Origin of the sequence: Enterococcus sp. AZ095b (assembly GCF_051714725.1) — a bacterium.
GTDB lineage: Bacteria > Bacillota > Bacilli > Lactobacillales > Enterococcaceae > Enterococcus_B > Enterococcus_B pernyi.
Window position 1 is genome coordinate 2,718,762 of record NZ_JBIOSL010000001.1, and the last position, 17,600, is coordinate 2,736,361.

The 17,600-nt window shown below is 37.7% G+C and carries 14 protein-coding genes; 1 reads left to right on the plus strand and 13 read right to left on the minus strand.

Annotation, left to right across the window (positions count from 1 at the left end):
* Positions 1-248: 248 nt before the first annotated feature.
* The 9 genes from IGJ99_RS12985 to IGJ99_RS13025 all read right to left on the minus strand — a co-directional run bounded on the left by IGJ99_RS12985 (position 249) and on the right by IGJ99_RS13025 (position 10,626).
* A complete protein-coding gene (locus IGJ99_RS12985) occupies positions 249-350 on the minus strand; it encodes a putative holin-like toxin (RefSeq protein WP_409173639.1) in 102 nt (33 codons plus the stop codon).
* A gap of 207 nt (positions 351-557) precedes the next feature.
* Positions 558-2,012, minus strand: a complete 1,455-nt coding sequence (locus IGJ99_RS12990) for a response regulator (protein WP_409173640.1) — start codon at positions 2,010-2,012, stop codon at positions 558-560.
* Positions 2,002-3,747 (minus strand): sensor histidine kinase, encoded by a 1,746-nt coding sequence (locus tag IGJ99_RS12995; protein ID WP_023520473.1) that lies wholly within the window; start codon positions 3,745-3,747, stop codon positions 2,002-2,004. Before IGJ99_RS12995 ends, IGJ99_RS12990 begins: the two co-directional genes overlap by 11 nt.
* A complete protein-coding gene (locus tag IGJ99_RS13000) occupies positions 3,740-4,354 on the minus strand; it encodes a YesL family protein (RefSeq protein ID WP_023520474.1) in 615 nt (204 codons plus the stop codon). The genes IGJ99_RS12995 and IGJ99_RS13000 overlap by 8 nt, the downstream gene beginning before the upstream one ends.
* 252 nt (positions 4,355-4,606) lie before the next feature.
* Positions 4,607-6,067 carry an ABC transporter substrate-binding protein gene (locus tag IGJ99_RS13005; protein WP_010734153.1) on the minus strand — a complete coding sequence of 487 codons (1,461 nt, stop codon included), beginning with the start codon at positions 6,065-6,067 and terminating at the stop codon, positions 4,607-4,609.
* A 25-nt stretch (positions 6,068-6,092) separates the two neighbouring features.
* Positions 6,093-7,013: a carbohydrate ABC transporter permease gene (locus IGJ99_RS13010; RefSeq protein WP_023520476.1), complete on the minus strand. Its 921-nt coding sequence runs from the start codon at positions 7,011-7,013 to the stop codon at positions 6,093-6,095.
* Between the two features lie 11 nt (positions 7,014-7,024).
* A complete protein-coding gene (locus IGJ99_RS13015; protein WP_010734151.1) occupies positions 7,025-7,972 on the minus strand; it encodes an ABC transporter permease in 948 nt (315 codons plus the stop codon).
* A gap of 253 nt (positions 7,973-8,225) precedes the next feature.
* Complete coding sequence (locus IGJ99_RS13020; RefSeq protein ID WP_023520477.1) at positions 8,226-8,945, minus strand: pseudouridine synthase; 720 nt, start codon at positions 8,943-8,945, stop codon at positions 8,226-8,228.
* Positions 8,946-8,976: 31 nt separating this feature from the next.
* On the minus strand, positions 8,977-10,626 hold the full coding sequence (locus tag IGJ99_RS13025) for a putative polysaccharide biosynthesis protein (RefSeq protein WP_010734149.1): 1,650 nt from the start codon (positions 10,624-10,626) through the stop codon (positions 8,977-8,979).
* 480 nt (positions 10,627-11,106) lie between these two features.
* Between IGJ99_RS13025 and IGJ99_RS13030 the strand changes: the two genes are divergently transcribed.
* Entirely contained in the window at positions 11,107-12,609 is a 1,503-nt protein-coding gene (locus IGJ99_RS13030) for a UDP-N-acetylmuramoyl-L-alanyl-D-glutamate--L-lysine ligase (RefSeq protein ID WP_010734148.1), read from the plus strand.
* Positions 12,610-13,389: 780 nt separating this feature from the next.
* Here IGJ99_RS13030 and celB read toward each other — a convergent pair.
* From celB to IGJ99_RS13050, 4 genes are read right to left on the minus strand one after another with little or no spacing between them, the layout of a single operon-like run.
* A complete protein-coding gene (celB, locus tag IGJ99_RS13035; RefSeq protein ID WP_023520478.1) occupies positions 13,390-14,745 on the minus strand; it encodes a PTS cellobiose transporter subunit IIC in 1,356 nt (451 codons plus the stop codon).
* Entirely contained in the window at positions 14,746-15,264 is a 519-nt protein-coding gene (locus tag IGJ99_RS13040; protein ID WP_409173642.1) for a hypothetical protein, read from the minus strand.
* A 20-nt stretch (positions 15,265-15,284) separates the two neighbouring features.
* Positions 15,285-15,605 carry a PTS cellobiose transporter subunit IIA gene (locus IGJ99_RS13045; protein ID WP_137072931.1) on the minus strand — a complete coding sequence of 107 codons (321 nt, stop codon included), beginning with the start codon at positions 15,603-15,605 and terminating at the stop codon, positions 15,285-15,287.
* A 12-nt stretch (positions 15,606-15,617) separates the two neighbouring features.
* Entirely contained in the window at positions 15,618-17,597 is a 1,980-nt protein-coding gene (locus tag IGJ99_RS13050; RefSeq protein WP_438770879.1) for a BglG family transcription antiterminator, read from the minus strand.
* Between the last annotated feature and the right edge of the window lie 3 nt (positions 17,598-17,600).

Below are 17,600 nucleotides of genomic sequence, written 5' to 3' on the forward strand. Positions count from 1 at the left end.
AAGCTTACTCTTTAGTTAATTCCATTTGCCATCGTCTTCAGCACTAATTTTAGAGAATGTGCGACTCCATTAGGACTTTATTGAATGATTGATTTCACTCATGACTCGTTGTTTACAGATGACTCGTTGAGATGCTATACTAAAGAAAAGAAGCGATGCGCTAACATCGCTCCAATGTAGCCGTTTTGTGGTAGCATGTTTTGAGCTAAAATAAACCCGTCAACTTCTGCTAAAAGTTTATGACGGGTTTATTTTTTATCTTTTTTGCTTATTGTCAGCATCATGCCAACAAGCGCAAGCATCAACGATCCGAACTGGATCATCAATGCCAGTGCTTCCGCAACAGACAAAAGGCTACTCCCTTCGTTGAAGTAGGAAAATGCTCATAAGCATCACCCCCTGAGTAGCTACCATCATAAACAATCTACATGGTCCATTTTAACATAGAAACCATCAAATATTTTATATTTTTTGTTTTTTTATATGATTGTTTTCACTTATTCAATCATATAAAAACAGAGATAATGAGATGTCAAATCTCACGATCTCTGTTTTTTTCAGATGAAACTTCCTGCTGTTTGACTTTGATTTTCTCGGTATTCTGAAGGCGACTGTCCAACGATTTTTTTGAATAATTTTGAAAAATAGGTCGTATTATTATAGCCGATTTCATTAGAGATCTCATTGATATTTTGATTACTATGGATCAGCAACCATTTTGCTTGTTCCATTCTTAAGTGATTCAAGTACGCAGAGAAGCTTTTTTTAGTTTCTTTTTTAAACAGTTGTCCTAGATACATGACATTCAGATGCAAATGTTCTGCGACTTCTTTCAAGGTTAAAGGTTCTTTATATTTCTCATGTAAGATTTGAAGAACTTTTTCGACATTTTGACTATATTTTTGATTATGCTGATTTTCCAATAAAGATAGTAGGAGTTGATGCAACTCTTGGACAGATTTTGCTTGATTGATTATTTGGATGCCTGTTAAGTATTCATCATCTTCTAAACGGATCAGCTCACGATAGATATCCATAAATAATAAAAAACTGAAATGACGGATATCTTCAGGCGACATGACCGCCTGTTGGAATTGCTCGAAAAAGTCAGAGATCATTTGTTGTGCGAACGCTAATTGACCACTTTTCAACACACGACTAAATGATACAAAATCAATTGATTGTTTAATTTCTGCTTGTTCGGCATAGAAAATACGTTGATTTTGATCCCCATAGAATTGATGTAGTTGTAAATTATCTTTAGCATGCTGGAAGCTTTGCGGTATCATTTCCGGATCACAAGATTCATCCCCAATACTGATCAGCCAATTCTCACACATCAGCGACTGTTCAACAAAATGGCTAAACAATTCTACTGCCTCCTCCTGAAGCAACAAAACAAATAAAACAAGTTCTCCATAATTCCGTTGGTAATAAAAAGGTTCTTTTCTTTTTGTCAGCCACTGACTGATTGTCGTTTCAGCCTGCCTAGGTACTTGTGCAAGTAAGACACGTCGCTGACGCTTGCCTAGTTTTTCTAAAAGTTCTTCTTCACTAGGTTCATCCAATTCATCATTCAACCATTGGCTAAATAGAATTTCTTGGTACACTTCTTGTTGATTTTTTTGTTGTCTTCGATGATCCAAGCGTTTCTTGACGGTTTCAAGACTAGTAATCAGTTCTGCTTTATTGACTGGTTTCATCAAATAATTAACGGCGCCTAACTGCATCCCGCTTTTTAGATAATCAAATTCTTGATAGCCCGATAAGATCATAAATTCAAAAAAATGTTCTTTTTGAGCAGCTTCAATAAATTCTAATCCATTCATCTCAGGCATCGTTACGTCTGTGACAACTAGATCAATTGGCTGCGTCTCTAAAATCGATAGTCCCTGCATAGCATTTTCTGCAGTAGCAACAACGTTAAATCCTAAATTTTGCCAATTGATGATTTTTTGTAAGCCAGCTAAGATCATATATTCATCATCAACTAGTAGTACATTATAAGTCATCAGCAGCTCCCCTTTTTATTTTAAAAGTAATATGGATCGTTAATCCACCAGTTGCATTTCTAGCTAGGATCATCTGATAACTCGGTCCAAAACTAGCACGCAACCGTTCATTGACATTTTGTAAGCCGATCGATCCACTGAGTTCTACTTTGTTTTGCGCCAACTGTGCGCTGATTTCAGCTAATCGCTCTTCCGTGATTCCTTTGCCATTATCACGAATCAAAAGATGAACAAGTCCATTTTCTTCAAATACTTTTACACTCAATGCGTTATCAAAACGAGTAAAATCAACGCCATGTTTAAAATAATTTTCTACTAATGGTTGGATGATAAATTTCGGTACTTCAATCTCTTCCAATGATGATTCAATCGTGAAATGATAGGCGATACGGCTAGGATAACGCATTTGATAGAGGTACACATACTTCTCACAAAAATCCAATTCTTCTTTTAAATGAATCGTCTTTTCCTGGTTGGTGTTATTACGTAATAATGCAGAGAAAGCATAGACAACATCTGCTAGTTCTTCACTACCTTCACTGATGGCATACATTCGAATATATTCCAATGTATTGTATAGAAAATGCGGATTGATTTGTGCTTGTAATGCGCGCATGTGCGCATCTTGTTGTTTGATTTCTAATTTGTAGATATCTTCCACATATTGATTGATACTGCCTAGCATCTCATTGATTCCGACTGATAGGTCTTTTAGCTCGTATTCAGTGATACTAGTATCCACACGAGTATCTAAATTCCCTCTAGCCACTTCATCCATGGCTTCCATGACACGATCGATTTGTTGAGAATAACGTTTGAACGTCTTGTATAAATATAAAAGCAATAAACCATCCAATAAAATGACGCCAATAATTAACGGTGCTAAGCTTTTTTCTGTTACTTGGCGAACCGTACGCTTATCTAATGTGGCTAAAATACGATAATCGTCGGACACCTCTTGCGATTGGATAAAATTCGATTTTTCTAATTTCTCCACTGGTAATGTAGAATCCGCTTGTAGGGTCTGATTGATCAACTTTTCCTGCTTAAAGATTCGTTCTTTGCCCAGTGCTCGATCATGAAATGTATACAACCGATTACTCGTTCCGGAAATCATGTAAAGAGATAATCCATTAAACGTATTTAAATTCGTCAGCGCTGCATCAAGTTCATCTTTATCAAACCCTACAAACATACTGCCAATTTCTGCGCCACCTTGTGTAATCGTCATTTTGATATAAAAAGCCTGTTTTAATTGTGGCGTTCCCTTCTTGACTATCCCGCCTTTGTTCTCTCTAGTGGACTCAAAATATTCTGGTAATTGGTTGAACACAAGGTACACACTACTTACCTCTTCATAATTGACATACATATCACGAACTACGTTAGGGAATGAAAGAAAATCAGCAGATTGTCGTTGTCGGTCGTACGCATACATCAAATATTGATCGATCGGTTTAGTTAAATAAGTGGTGGTATTCTCGATTTTATCTGAATCCCCTACAAATTGATCTTTGATCACTTTACTTAACGTTGTTTTATCACTAAGCGTTCGCAACGTACTTTGAACTGCGTCATTCACTACTTGTTGTGCTTGAATTTGTCTTTGGATGAATGTATGCACACTGATGATGATCGTTGCAATCATCGTCAAAGCAATCATCATGATCGCATATTTACGCAATAAACGGTTTAACAACGTTCCTTTTGAAAAGATAAAATCTAACCTATTCATATGTTTCCAACTGCAAGTCCAGATTTTCCCGCCATTGTTTGGTGATCGTTCCGTTCCAAACTGTAAGTAACCCAATCAAACCAAATAAAATCAACCCTTTATAATTCCACGTCACCCAAAGAATCAGACCACTGCCAAGGATGATTTTTAAGAAAGTTGAAAAACTTGCGAAACTGGAAATCAAGCTCAACTTCAGCAGATTTCTTAAAGTCATTTGATAGCCACTATCTAAAATCATACTATATTGATACGTCGCATAGGCGTACAACATGCTGAACAGTATAATAAAATCAACCACTAAGAAAAGAATCCCTTGAATCTGTACAGATAAATACAAGTTATAACTAAGCAAAAAAAGACAAGCCGAAAAAAGACCAAACAATTGATTTCCTCGCACGAAGGACTGTTTGAACATCTGCCAACTTTCGCTGATCGTGATGTCTTTATATTCGAAACCATGGAGATAAAACTGTTCATTGACAACTTTCCAAGCTGGCCCGATTCCTAAAACGACGCCGCCACACACAGCTAAGCCCCAAAAATACAATGTCAATTTCATGATGACCCATACGCGTATGAATACTGTTTCCAATGCTCTACCTAACACAGGACTTCCCCCCTTTATTCTTGATCTTATCCTATTATACAAAAACATACTGTAACATTGAGCATATTGGAACCTTTAAAACCAAATAAATGGTCTTCGAGGAGCAATACTTCGGTTATCAGCTAGATAACCGATAGTCCAGAAGTAGCTTCTTCGTAAATAAGGCGGAATCCACAAAAATGCAAGAGCAATTTCCGTGGATTCCGCCTTATTTCTCGGAGCTAGATACTTCCATCATAACTTCAGTATTGATTAATTGTTCTCTTGTCGGAATGTATCATATTGTTTTTGCATTTCTGTCAGTACTTTGTCGTATCCAGCTTTATCTAAGGCATCCATTAGTTTTGGTAAGGTTTCATCTGGATCGACAGTTCCAGTGTTCAATCCATCAAGGTATTGATTCATGACATTTGAGATATTACTCAATTCAGTTTTTACGCTGTCTGTATTAAAACTGAAGCCTAAGATTGGAGAAGTTTCAGCTTCTGCAATCGATTGATCTCTTTTAGCAATCATTTCATCGGTAATCGTATCTTGTGTGTAAAGAATTTTATTATTACCGGTATTCCAAGCAGACATGTGTGTTTTTGGCTGATAGCCGTCTAATAATTTTACTTTGTCATCGCCAACTTTTTCCCATGCCTCTCCTTCGATTCCCCAAACCAAGCCGTTAAGCAATTCAGGATCGCTATTCAATAACGCTAAGAACTCTACTGATTTCTCTTTGTTTTTTGATGTATTAGAGACAACAAAATTTGCCATTTGCGCTTGTCCTGTTGATTTCAAAGGAACAGTAATTGGTTTCGATACTAATTCTTGATTTGCAGCATTTGTTAAAATCGTATCGCCGTAATCGTATGGTCCTTGTGTTTCTCCACGCATCAACCATGTATTACCTTCTAACGGATAATCTTTGTTACTAGTCGCTGCATCACTAGGGATCAATCCTTGATCATACCAACTATGCATCGTCCGTAACAGTTCGATGTAATTTTCGTTGTCATATTGATTAATGATCTTTGTTTTGTCGCCATTCAAATCAACCGCAAATGGCAAAGTATTTCCTAATGGATAATCGAAATCCCCTTGTACTTTAAATCCTTGCCCAATGGCAAAAGCCGCTGTATTCGGTTCTTTTTTATGGAATTCTTGTAAAACTTTTTCTGCATCTGCATACGTTTCAATACCATCAATCGATAAATTGTATTTATCTAATAATGGCTTATTGAAAGTCAACACTTGTTGTGCAAAGACATTGGCGTTTACAGGGAAGGCATATAATTTCCCGTTGACCAGATTGCCTTTGATATATGCTTCATCCAAAGAATCATACGCTTCTTTTCCATATTTAGGCGCTAATTCAGTCAAGTCTGCAAACGCGCCTTTTTGTGCATTTGATACGTAATTGTTGGCAAAAGCGATATCGTAATTTTCACCGGATGAGATGATGACGTTCATTTTCTTCTCATAGTCGCCCCAACCAATATAGTTGATATTGACTTTTACACCAATTTTTTCTTCAATACGTTTATTTGCGACTTCCATCAGCTGATCAAGGTTATCTGGTTTGTCACCGATCTGGTACATTTGTAATGTCGTCGTATCACTGGCCGCTGCATCGTCCTTGTCACCTGAACCGCCCCCACAAGCTGCTAAACTGATTGCTGTTAGTGCTGAGAATCCTGTAAAAGCTAATTTTTTCCATAACTTCATATCTTTTTCCTCCTATTTTAGTGCTTTATTCTTTGACGCCGCCAATCGTTAACCCTTTAACAAAATGTTTTTGGAAAAATGGATAGCTGATCGCAATCGGTAATGTTGAGATAACAACGATTGCCATACGAGCAGACTCTCCAGGAACAGAAGCAAGACCGCCGGCTAACTGACTACCTGCTCCAGCATTTTGAGTAAGATATTGGATATTGCTTTGAATCTTCATCAATAAATATTGCAATGGAACGAGATTATCGTTTTGAATATACAGTAACGCATTGAACCAGTCATTCCAATAACCTAAAGCTGCAAATAAACTGATTGTCGCAATTCCTGGAATCGCTAAAGGTAAGACGATTTGTACAAAAATCCGAAGTTCACTCGCCCCATCTATCCTAGCAGATTCAATGATCGAATCAGACACCGAACGTTTAAAGAATGTTCGCATCACGATAATATTGAACGGACTGACTGCCATCGGTAAAATCAATGCCCAAATCGTATCTTTCAGTTGTAATAAATTCGTCATCACTAAGTAGTTCGCAACCATCCCTGGTGAGAACAACATCGTGATCAAACAAAAGACTGTAAAGAAACGACGAAATGGAAAGTTGGATCGAGAAATAGCATAAGCATATAAAGAAGTTGCTGTACTATTGATCAACGTTCCTACTACTGTCACAAGAACAGTGACGAAAAGAGCCTGAAAAATTTTGTTTTGCATCTGGTCAAACAAAAAAGTATACCCAAATGTACTAAATGTTTTAGGCCAGAAACTATACCCTTGTGTGGACAAAATGGATTCATCTGTAAAAGAGATCGCAATTACAAAAATAAATGGTAACACACAAGAAAAAGCAAAAAGTGCAATCAAAATATTGGAGAAAAAGTTGGTGGTTTGACTAAACGAGCGGATCTCTACTCGTTGAACTTTCTTTTTATTCATTTTTCTCCTCCTTAGAACAATGCCGATTCGCTGTCAAAACGACGAGCAATCGTATTGGTGATCATTAATAAAACAAAGCCGACGACTGATTGATACAGCCCAGCTGCGGCCGTCATACCAAAGTCGCCAGTGGATGTCAGCCCATTATAGATATAAGTATCTAAAACTTGTGTCACTTCATAAAGCGCTCCGGAATTTCTTGGGATATTATAGAACAAACCAAAGTCCGCTCGGAAAATATTTCCAACTGCTAATATCGTCAAGATCGTCATCAGAGGGACCAATTGTGGAATCGTCACATGTTTGATTTGTTGCCACTTGCTTGCGCCATCCACCATCGCTGCCTCGTAATACGTCGGATCGATTCCCATAACTGAGGCAAAATAAATGATACTGTTATAGCCGATCCCTTTCCATGTTCCAATAAAGACTAGAATAAATGGCCAATATTTAGGATCATTATACCAATTGATTGTTTCTCTCCCACTTGCTGCCAACCATTGATTGAAGATCCCTTTATCTGGACTTAAAAACGCATAGACAAAGTAACTAATGATGACCCAAGAAAGGAAATAGGGAAGCAATGACATGGTCTGGTATACTTTTACCAATCGTTTATTTCGCAATTCACTCATAATGATTGCAAACACGACAGATATCAAAAGATTCAGTAAAATAAATGTCACATTATATAAAATCGTATTTTTGGTAATCAGAAACGCTTGATCAGAAGAAAATAAAAACTTGAAATTCTCCAATCCAACCCATGGACTCTCTCTTAAACTGGCAAGAAAGCCATCCGCAGAAATATGGAAATTTTTAAACGCAACGACATTCGCTAATACCGGGATGTAAAAGAAAAAAATCATCCAGATCATCCCAGGGATCGCCATTAAAACAAGCGCCTTATAGCGCCATAAATTCCCAAAAAAACCTTTTAACCCCTTCCTTTTTCTCATATAAAAACTCCTTTCACCTCATTCGCACTGTCATTATAGCGCTTTCAAAAGATATAATAAATGAACAAATCATAGGGAAAATGAAACAAATTATAGAGAAGATTGTAAAAGAATCATTTTGATCTGAGGTGTGAGACAGAAAAACGAAAAATAGCTGTTTTAGGTTGCCATCTATCATGATTTCAATAAATAAACAAAAAAACTTACAGGATTGAGTAGTATACCCCAATCCTATAAGCTGTGTTTTCAGGCTCTATTTACTTCTTACTTGTGCCAATTCATCTGGTGTCATTTGGCGATACTCTCCTAAAGCTAAATCTTCTGGCAGAAGAAAATTCCCCATACGTATCCGTTTCAAGTAAGTGACTTCTTTGCCAACGGCTTTTACCATCCGTTTGACTTGATGGAATTTCCCTTCATGTAAGATCAAGCGGATACGAGAAGTGATTGTTTCTTCATCGACTGAGTCAATGAACAGTTTTGCAGGCAGTGTCTGTTCATCTCCATCAATGAGTAATCCTTCTGCAAATGCTGACACATCTGCTTTCGTCATCACACCTTTGACCTCTGCCAAGTATTCTTTTTCTACGTGTTTTTTAGGAGAGAGTAATTGATGTGAAAACTGTCCATCATTGGTCAGGATCAACAATCCTTCTGTATCTTTATCTAACCGACCGACTGGAAATAGATCTTCCCGAAAATCTTCATCAGAAAGTAAGTCGATGACGGTTTGATCATGATTATCTTGAGTTGCTGAAACTACGCCAGCTGGTTTATTCAAGATATAATAAAAATCTTTTTGATAATGTAAGGATTCATCTAGATACATCACCGTGTCTTCGGTTTCTTTCACTTGATATTTATCACTTTTAATACAGTTTCCATTGACGGTGATCAAGCCTTTTTTGATCAGCCCTTTGACTTCTTTGCGGCTGCCAAGACCGATGTCAGCTAAAAATTTATCTAAACGCATGTGATTGTCCCCTTTTCAAGCAATGCCTGTCTTATTTGATACGTAACCGTCGGCGTAAACGAATCATCCCTTGACGTCCTAATAACTTATCTGCGAGACGAAGCTTCAGTGCCAGATACGTATAAACCAAACCACCCACTCCGGCGACTAAAACAATTAATATTAGTGATTGGAACTTACTGTCTTGGCTCAAGAACATCCCGAAAATCATTTTCGTCAGCCCTGCTGCAAGGAGCATCAACAGAGTAAGAATAAAAATCAATAAGGTGCGGCGCCATACAAATTTCCGATTGAAGCGAGCCACTTGATGGATTTTCTTTAGTATCAGTGAACAAGAAACGATAAAACCAATCATCGTTGCGAGCAATGGTCCATATACTTCAAAAATACGGATTGCTGGATACTGCAAGACTAATTTTACGAGAAACCCAACCAGTAAGTATTGGATCGCCGCTTTGTTTTCAAACATCCCTTGAAGCATATTCGATACAAGCATATAAAGTCCTAGAAAAAGACCGACAAAACTTGCTTGGATCAATACTTGGCTTCCTAATTGATCTGGTGTATAAAATAAAGTATTCAAAGGGTATGCCAAGAGCATCACACCACACGTTGCAGGAAACATAATAAAGGAAAACAACTGTAAATTACTGCTTGTTAATTTTGCTAGTCCACGACGATCCTTGATCGTTACCGCTTCCGTGATCAAAGGTAAACCTGTCGCAGCAATCGACGTCGCTAAAGCAATGACGACCATTGTCAACTTGTCAGGATTCGCACTGAAAATTGAAAAAAGATCCAATAATTGGGCATTGGAATATTCAGTGGTATCCGACATGATTTTAATAAATGTAAATTGATCGACTAATTTAAAAATCGTGATCCCTGATCCTACGATGATAAAAGGAATCGCTTCTTTGATCGTATCCAACAATAATTCTTTCGTGGCAATGGTCACTTGGTTTTCACTGTACTGCACACGAGCTGCTGTATACGCTTGATGTTTCTTCAAAAAATATAATAAGACAGCCAAGCTGACGATCATCCCAATAAATGCTGCAAAAGTCGATTGGGTCACCGCAGTTACGTAGTCCCCTGACAGGACTTTCATGATGATGAATGTAGAAAGCAACAGATAAAATACGCGCGCAATCTGCTCAACGATTTGCGAAAGTGCATAAGGCATCATTTCCTGATTCCCTTGGAAGTATCCTCGAATAACACTCATACAAGGAAATACTAATAGTGCTGCACTTAATGAGCGCATGATTGGAATCAATTCTTCCCCACCACCAGAGGCACGAGCTAACCAAGGCGAAGCAAAATACATAAATCCTGCAAAAAACACCCCTAAAACAGCCATCATTTGCATTGCTCGTAGAAACAACCGGTGAGACGTCCCGTATTCATTCAATGAATTGTAACGTGCGGTTTGTTTCGCAATGGCAGCTGGAATCCCCGCAGTTGAAATCATTAAGAATAACGCATAAATATTGTACCCCATATTGAATAATCCATTGGCAGCCTTTGCATTTTCGCCCATCCAAGCATACCAAGGAATAATATAGACTGCGCCCAGTAATCGAGAGATCATATTACTTGCAGTCATCCAAGCAGAACCTCTAGCCATTTTCTCTTGAACTGTCAAATTTTCTACTGCTGGTTTTCTTTGATTAGTCATTGATCAGATTCCAACTTTCTTCAAAACATTACTCATATTTTAAGTGTAAATCCACAAAGTAGCAATCTTTTTATCGGCTTTTTTTATTTTATATCAGTTAAAGTCTTTACATAATAACTGTTTTATTTTGATTACAGAATGCTCTTGTTCTCTATCCTCATTCTTTGGAAACTGGCTTATTTTTTTACCAAGGGAGTATTTTCTGTTTTAACATCTTCATTCACCGAACGAAATTAAAATGTGAAAAAGATCGCTTAATTTCTCAGTTGCTTTCTATTTATTTTATTATTTTTAATATATTGGGATTTCTGTAATGAATTATCTCCATCTATTTTTAGGTCCTTTCCTATTTTTCGGCCTGCCTATTTTTTTGATCTTGTCAACTAATTTTCATTTTTACTTAAATCGTCTGTTCACGAAAATACGTAACAAAAAATATGCTATAATAAACCAAATAAATACAAAGTGAGGGATGATTCAATGAGCTTCTCCTTAGAAGATATCCGCAACTTATTGTTAAAAGAAAATCTGTTAAAAGAATTTGTATCACCACAGGGGTGGCATCTGTATGCTCCAGAAAATAGAGTATTCAAGAAATTAAGTTATGACTCACGTCAGGTCGATGCTGAGACATTATTTTTTTGTAAAGGATTAAATTTTAAAGAAGAGTATTTAACTGCCGCAATTGCTCAAGGGCTTAATTACTACGTGGCTGAAGAACCTTATGAGAACGAAGCTTGTGGCATAATCGTGACCGATATTCGCAAAGCAATGGCAATTCTTTCCATGGCTTTTTATGATTATCCACAAAACAAGATGCTAGTCATCGGATTTACTGGGACTAAAGGTAAAACCACCGCTGCATACTTTACCAAGGCCATTCTAGACCATACGACTAACTATAAAACTGCCCTGTTTTCAACAATGAATACCACATTAGACGGCAAGTCTTTTTTCAAATCTAATCTGACAACACCGGAATCACTCGACTTGTATCGCATGATGGCTGAAGCAGTAGAAAACGGTATGACACATCTTGTCATGGAGGTTTCTTCTCAAGCCTACAAAACGCAACGTGTTTATGGACTCACTTTAGATGTCGGGATTTTCCTAAATATTTCACCCGATCATATCAGTCCGATCGAACACCCGACGTTTGATGATTACTTTTATTGCAAACGTCAGTTGATCTTAAATTCAAAAAAAGTGATTTTAAATCGTGAAAGTGATTACTTTGATTTATTAGTGGAAACAGGACAAGTCCACGGTATTCCTGCCATCACTTACGGACGAGCAGATACTACAGACGTTCAAGTGAAAAGTTTAGAAAATCAAACGCAAGCGTTCGAATTGATCACACATGGTTCTGAATTACCTGTTGAAGCAGAATATACGATCAAATTAGCTGGTGGCTTTAATCAAGAAAATGCAGCTAGCGCAATCATTGCAGCGACATTAGCGGGTGCTTCGATTTCAGATGCCCAACAAGGACTAAGAGAAGCTAGGGTTCCCGGACGCATGGATCAGTTGACCCATAAAAACGGCTCCCATATATATGTTGACTATGCCCATAACTATTTAAGTTTAAAAACATTATTAGCATTTGCTAAGAGTGAGCATCCTAATGGCCGTGTGATCGTCGTTCTAGGAAGTCCAGGAAACAAAGCGATTTCCCGCAGACAAGACTTTGGAGAAGTCTTGTCAGAAACAGCCGATGTCGTTTTCTTGACCGCAGATGATCCTGCTTTTGAAGATCCACAAAAAATTGCAGAAGAAATCCATGCAGCGATCACAAATACAGCACTTGCTGTTCATTATGAAATGGACCGTCCGACTGCGATCCAACTAGCATTAGCAGAAAGCCAGCCAGAAGACTCTGTTGTGATTGCTGGTAAAGGCGTGGATGCCTATCAAAAAGTCGGTGGCGTAGATGAACCTTATGAAGGTGACTATGACATAGCAAAACGCTTGATTGAACAATGATTGATTTACAGAAAAAGCAGATTTTCTAATTTAGACACTTAACAACAACTAAAAAACCAACTCATCATGAGCTTTCCTTTTTTATGATGAGTTGGCTTTTTTAGTTGGTTAGTTCCATGATTTTTGACGTGAGGGGAAGTGAATGATTTTTTCTGTGGATTCTTGTCTTTCAATATTTTTGTATGAGCCTTTGCTTTTAAATTATCGAGAGACTGTCATTTCGAATCATCGGCTTTGCTTGTATAGATAATCAAGTTTTTTTGTTTATTGGATTTGTTTCTTTCATTTCTTTTACTTGTCCTCCTTTTTCTAAACCTCTTTATTTCATACTTGTGTCTAGTATACGGAGGATTTCCCACATATTTGTTCTTTTTTTTCTGTTATTTGATATAAATATCAAGCATCATTGAGTTGCCATCGACCATTTTTACATCTTTTTATGACTGTCCATATATGAACCAGGCTATTCTCCTTATTTTTATAATGTTACGCTTTTGACTCTACTGGCAATTGAAATATCGTGGCTTTCTTTAAGAGGGGGAGCAACTGTTTTCTAATATTCCCTTGCCTTACTTTGATAGTGTTCTCCCTCTAGAAGTAACTTCGTAGGTTCTATTGACTAATAGATATCTATTTTTTTGTATACAAGGTTATTTTTTACAAGCTTCCCCCAATTTTCTCATTATTCAACATATATAGGCTTTTCTTTTTTCATAACAACTCACTAAAAAACTCAGTTACCATCTCTAACGAATGGCAACTGAGTTTTCTTTTGAATCACTACGCCACTGAACCTTCTCTTGCTAATTCTGCGGCTTTTTCTTGTTCTTCAGTCAATAATTTATTGTCATAAAACTTGATGAATGGCAACCAGATGATAAAGCCGAGAATCGCACATAAGACGGCTAAGACAGCGGCTTTCCAGTCACCTCCACTACCAACAAAGGCGCCGATCCCTACCGGTGAAGGCCAAGGCATTTGGGCTAACATTGGTCGAACAATTTCTAGTTTGATGGCAAAGTATGCTAATGATGCGGATGCCATCGGTGCTAAGAAAAACGGTACTGCCAGGTAAGGATTATAAACGATCGGCATCCCGAAAATGATTGGTTCATTGATATTGAAAATCCCTGGTACTAATGAAGCTTTTCCTAATACTTTTAACTGATCGGATTTTGCCATAAAAGCAATAAAGATAATTAATCCTAATGTCGCCCCAGAACCACCAACTGTTACATAAGAGTTATTAAATTCGCCGGCTAAAGGATAATTTGCACCTTGGGCATTCGCTGCCATGTTCGCTAAAACGATTGGTGTCAAGAATGAGGTAATAATGTTCGCCCCATGAATCCCTACGATCCATAATGCGTGGATCAAGAAATAAATGATCATGATCCCTATCCACGTATTCGTCAATTCTGTTACAAATCCAAATGGAATAGCGATCATTTTGAAAATATCTGTTCCTAACGCAACTAATGTGCCGTTGACAAGCATCACCACAAAGGCAATCACAAACGTTGGGATCAATGCGGTAAAGGAACGTGAAACCCCAGGTGGTACAACATCTGGCATCTTGATGACCCAGTTACGTTTCACACACATACAATACAACTCAACTGCAATGTAAGACATGATGATGGCGGTAAAAATGCCTGACGTACCCAGACGTTCGACAAATGCGCCCATACGTACCCCACTAACCACAGTTTCTGCATCGGTCATACTAGAGATCAAGCTGATTTTTCCGTCTGAAATGATCAACTCTGGAATACACATGAAGAAAGCAAAAACAGATAATAGCGCGCCAGTTAAAGGATTGACGTTCAGTGCTTGTTCATCTCTTTCGATCGACGTTAATTCATAAGCAAATACAATAGCAAAATAAATAGATAATATCCCCATCGTCATCGTATTGACGATCATATACAAGTCGCTGACTTTAAAGAAAGTTGCATTGAAAAATCCTTCTAAAAACGGAAATGGTAACGGTAAAATATTCAAAACTAAAAACATCGAACCTACGATCGTAAAGGGAATCGACGCCATCCCAGCAGCCATTACTGCGCGTACGATCTTGAATTGTGCCACTTTCCCCATCGGTCCCATCAAATATTTCTGTAGAAAATCAAACATCTATTTACTCCCCTTTCCAAAATGTACTACACGTTCATACTCTTTGATTCGTTGATAGTGACGATCCGTATTTGCATGGATTTTATTCAAGCGTCGCTGACAAAACAGACAGATCAGTAGCCCACTAGCAATCACAAACAGAATCAATGCTTGTCCATTTGAACCATCCGCCATAAAAGGAAACAATTGAGAATATCCTGGTGAAAATACTGCTAATAGGAGAAATACATTGGTTACCGCTTGCAATCGGAAATAAGTTCGAGTAACCGTTGCATTATTTTTATGTGTACGATAGAGTGCCACTTGTTCTGCGACGACTGGTAAAAGAAAGAATAATAGCCCTAATGGTAACCAAAACATCTTGCTACTCGCAAGGAGTAAGGAAACCAGCCAGTAAAGATTGGTAAAAAAGAAACCAGCTGTCAAATAGCGAATGATCAAATAGCGATTAAAATATAAGACTTTCAAACTAAATGCTTTTTTCTCTAACTCCCGTTGTTTTTTCTCAGCTTCACTCATTTTCCCACCTCCGTTCTTGTTTATTTTTGATATAAGTAACTCATCTCTTTTGCCACTTCCAACAAAGTCATCGTCGTCATCAGATGATCTTGCGCATGGACCATGATGATTTCCATTTCGATCTTTTGCCCACTTGCATATTCTTTCAATAAATGCGTTTGTGACCTATGGGCTTCCAAAATCTCCTGATTCGCTTCATTTAGCTTTTCTTCAGCTTCTGTGAAGCTTTCTGCTCGTAACAAAGCAAATGCCTCGTGGATCAATGTTCGTGCATTGCCACTGTGAAAAATAATATCAAATGCGGTCACTTGGAGCTCTTCACTCGTCATTTTCTCCGTCATCAAGACGCCTCCTTAGTAAATCATTTTCATAAATTGTTGATTAAAGTTTTCAAACGTTGGTTCAGCTAAAATCAGCTGCTGTAGATCCAATCGATCAATAAATTTTACGATTGCCTTCGTTACAACAGTGATTCCTTCATTCTCGATACAAGAAGGAGAGACTAGAAAGACAAAATGGAGCGCCCCTTGTTCATCCCATGCCATCCCATCAGGAATGATCCCCACTGCAATTTTAGCAGTAACCCCCACTGGGATCGCTGGATGCGGGACAACTACTTGTTCACTGAAAATGATTTGCCCCATTTTCTCACGACGTTCGATTTGGTGAGACATCTCAGACGTATAATTCTCCGTTTCATCTTCTTGTAAAAGTGCCAACAATTCAGCGATCACTTGATCTTTTGTTGGTGCTGAAGAATAGACTTTAAACCATTTTTTTGAAATCTGCTCTTCGTAAAATGCCCTCTTTTCTTTCATGAGTGAGACAGTTTCTTGGGGCTTCACGAAACAACTTGGGCGATGTTCTTCAATCACTTTACGGATTTTTTGAACATCTTGATCATTCAAGAAAACACTGACATGAAGAACAGGGACTTTGAAAAACATCGTTGATAAATCAATGGAAGAAATGATCAAATCAACATTTTTTAACGACTGTTCATCGATTTCGTAATAGCCTTTCACTTGATTCACTGCAATATTTTTTCCAAATTCACTCAATACTCGATTCTTTAGCAATTGCGCACTTCCATAGCCAGTCGCACAAATGATCAATGCCTGTAGTTTACAATCTACCTTATTTTTTTCAATTGCTGCCATTAAATGAAGCGCTAAATACGCCCATTCATCCTCATTGATTTTATAACCTTTCAGCGAAGGCATTTGACCAAAATAGTATTTGGTTAATTCAAATGCTCTCGGATCTTCTTTTTTGATTTCTTTTGTTAAAGGATTTTCCAGAGCGATTCCTCGCTCTAAGCGAACCAGCATCGGTTCTAAATGATTGAGTAAGCCATTCCTGAATTGATAATCCTCGACGATGGACTGCCCCAGAACCTGAGCTAACTCTTTAAGAACTGACATTAACTCTGTCACTAACTTCTGATTCTCCCTTTTATGGTTTTGATTCGATTTAGCCATCAAATGTAACGCTAAATAAGCAATTTCATCTTTTGGGAAACGAACATTCATTATAGACTCGATCCGTCTGGTTATCTTCTTAGCTGCTTGATATTCGGTCTCATGGATTTCTTCTCCAGTGATTTCAGGTACTTGTATCTCAAAACCAGCTCGCATTCGCTTGATTGCCAATGCTAAATGTAACGCTAAATTTTGTATCACAAAATCGGACACCTTCAATTTGGATTCACGAATCTCGTCCAAGATGACGATCACTAATTCTTCAAAATTGATTTCCTTGAAAAATTGACTGTTACCGAGATATTCTTTTAAAGAATTGGTATACTTATTTCCAAAAAAGGTATCCATGATCACATGTCGCTTGTCCTGTTCTTGACCCTCGATCCACATTCCCTGCTTATGTTTCGACACAATTTTCAACGAATATTCGGCGATCTTCTCTTTGATTTCTTGGATATCATTCACTAAACTCGAACGGCTGATATATAACTCTTCTGCCAAATCATCGATCACAATTGCGCGATCTTCCAAAAGTAGTTTATTTAAAATGTACTTTTTTCGATCTTCTGAATCATAAAACTCAGTCACCTGATCACCATATTCGACAGTTACTTCTCGTTGCTTTAAAAACAGGGCAAAAGCAAGCTTGTTGTTGATCTCTAGTTGATACCCTTGCCCTTGCTTGGCGATGAGTCTTCCGCCATTGTTTTCGATCACTTCATTCAATGTTTTTAAATAGTTGCGAATCGTACGGTCAGATAATAATAATTCAGAAGCGAGGTACTGGCTCGTGAGGTATTCTCCTTGATGATCAATCAATTGCCGCAATAACTCTTTTTCTGTTTGTTTCATTAT

Bases quoted from the DNA above. Each gene is read 5' to 3' on its own strand.
- IGJ99_RS13025 (WP_010734149.1), bottom strand. From the start codon at position 10,626: ATGACTAATCAAAGAAAACCAGCAGTAGAAAATTTGACAGTTCAAGAG.
- IGJ99_RS13050 (WP_438770879.1), bottom strand. From the start codon at position 17,597: ATGAAACAAACAGAAAAAGAGTTATTGCGGCAATTGATTGATCATCAA.
- IGJ99_RS12990 (WP_409173640.1), bottom strand. From the start codon at position 2,012: ATGACTTATAATGTACTACTAGTTGATGATGAATATATGATCTTAGCT.
- IGJ99_RS13005 (WP_010734153.1), bottom strand. From the start codon at position 6,067: ATGAAGTTATGGAAAAAATTAGCTTTTACAGGATTCTCAGCACTAACA.
- IGJ99_RS12995 (WP_023520473.1), bottom strand. From the start codon at position 3,747: ATGAATAGGTTAGATTTTATCTTTTCAAAAGGAACGTTGTTAAACCGT.
- IGJ99_RS13015 (WP_010734151.1), bottom strand. From the start codon at position 7,972: ATGAGAAAAAGGAAGGGGTTAAAAGGTTTTTTTGGGAATTTATGGCGC.
- celB (WP_023520478.1), bottom strand. From the start codon at position 14,745: ATGTTTGATTTTCTACAGAAATATTTGATGGGACCGATGGGGAAAGTG.
- IGJ99_RS13045 (WP_137072931.1), bottom strand. From the start codon at position 15,605: ATGACGGAGAAAATGACGAGTGAAGAGCTCCAAGTGACCGCATTTGAT.
- IGJ99_RS13020 (WP_023520477.1), bottom strand. From the start codon at position 8,945: ATGCGTTTAGATAAATTTTTAGCTGACATCGGTCTTGGCAGCCGCAAA.
- IGJ99_RS13040 (WP_409173642.1), bottom strand. From the start codon at position 15,264: ATGAGTGAAGCTGAGAAAAAACAACGGGAGTTAGAGAAAAAAGCATTT.
- IGJ99_RS13010 (WP_023520476.1), bottom strand. From the start codon at position 7,013: ATGAATAAAAAGAAAGTTCAACGAGTAGAGATCCGCTCGTTTAGTCAA.
- IGJ99_RS13030 (WP_010734148.1), top strand. From the start codon at position 11,107: ATGAGCTTCTCCTTAGAAGATATCCGCAACTTATTGTTAAAAGAAAAT.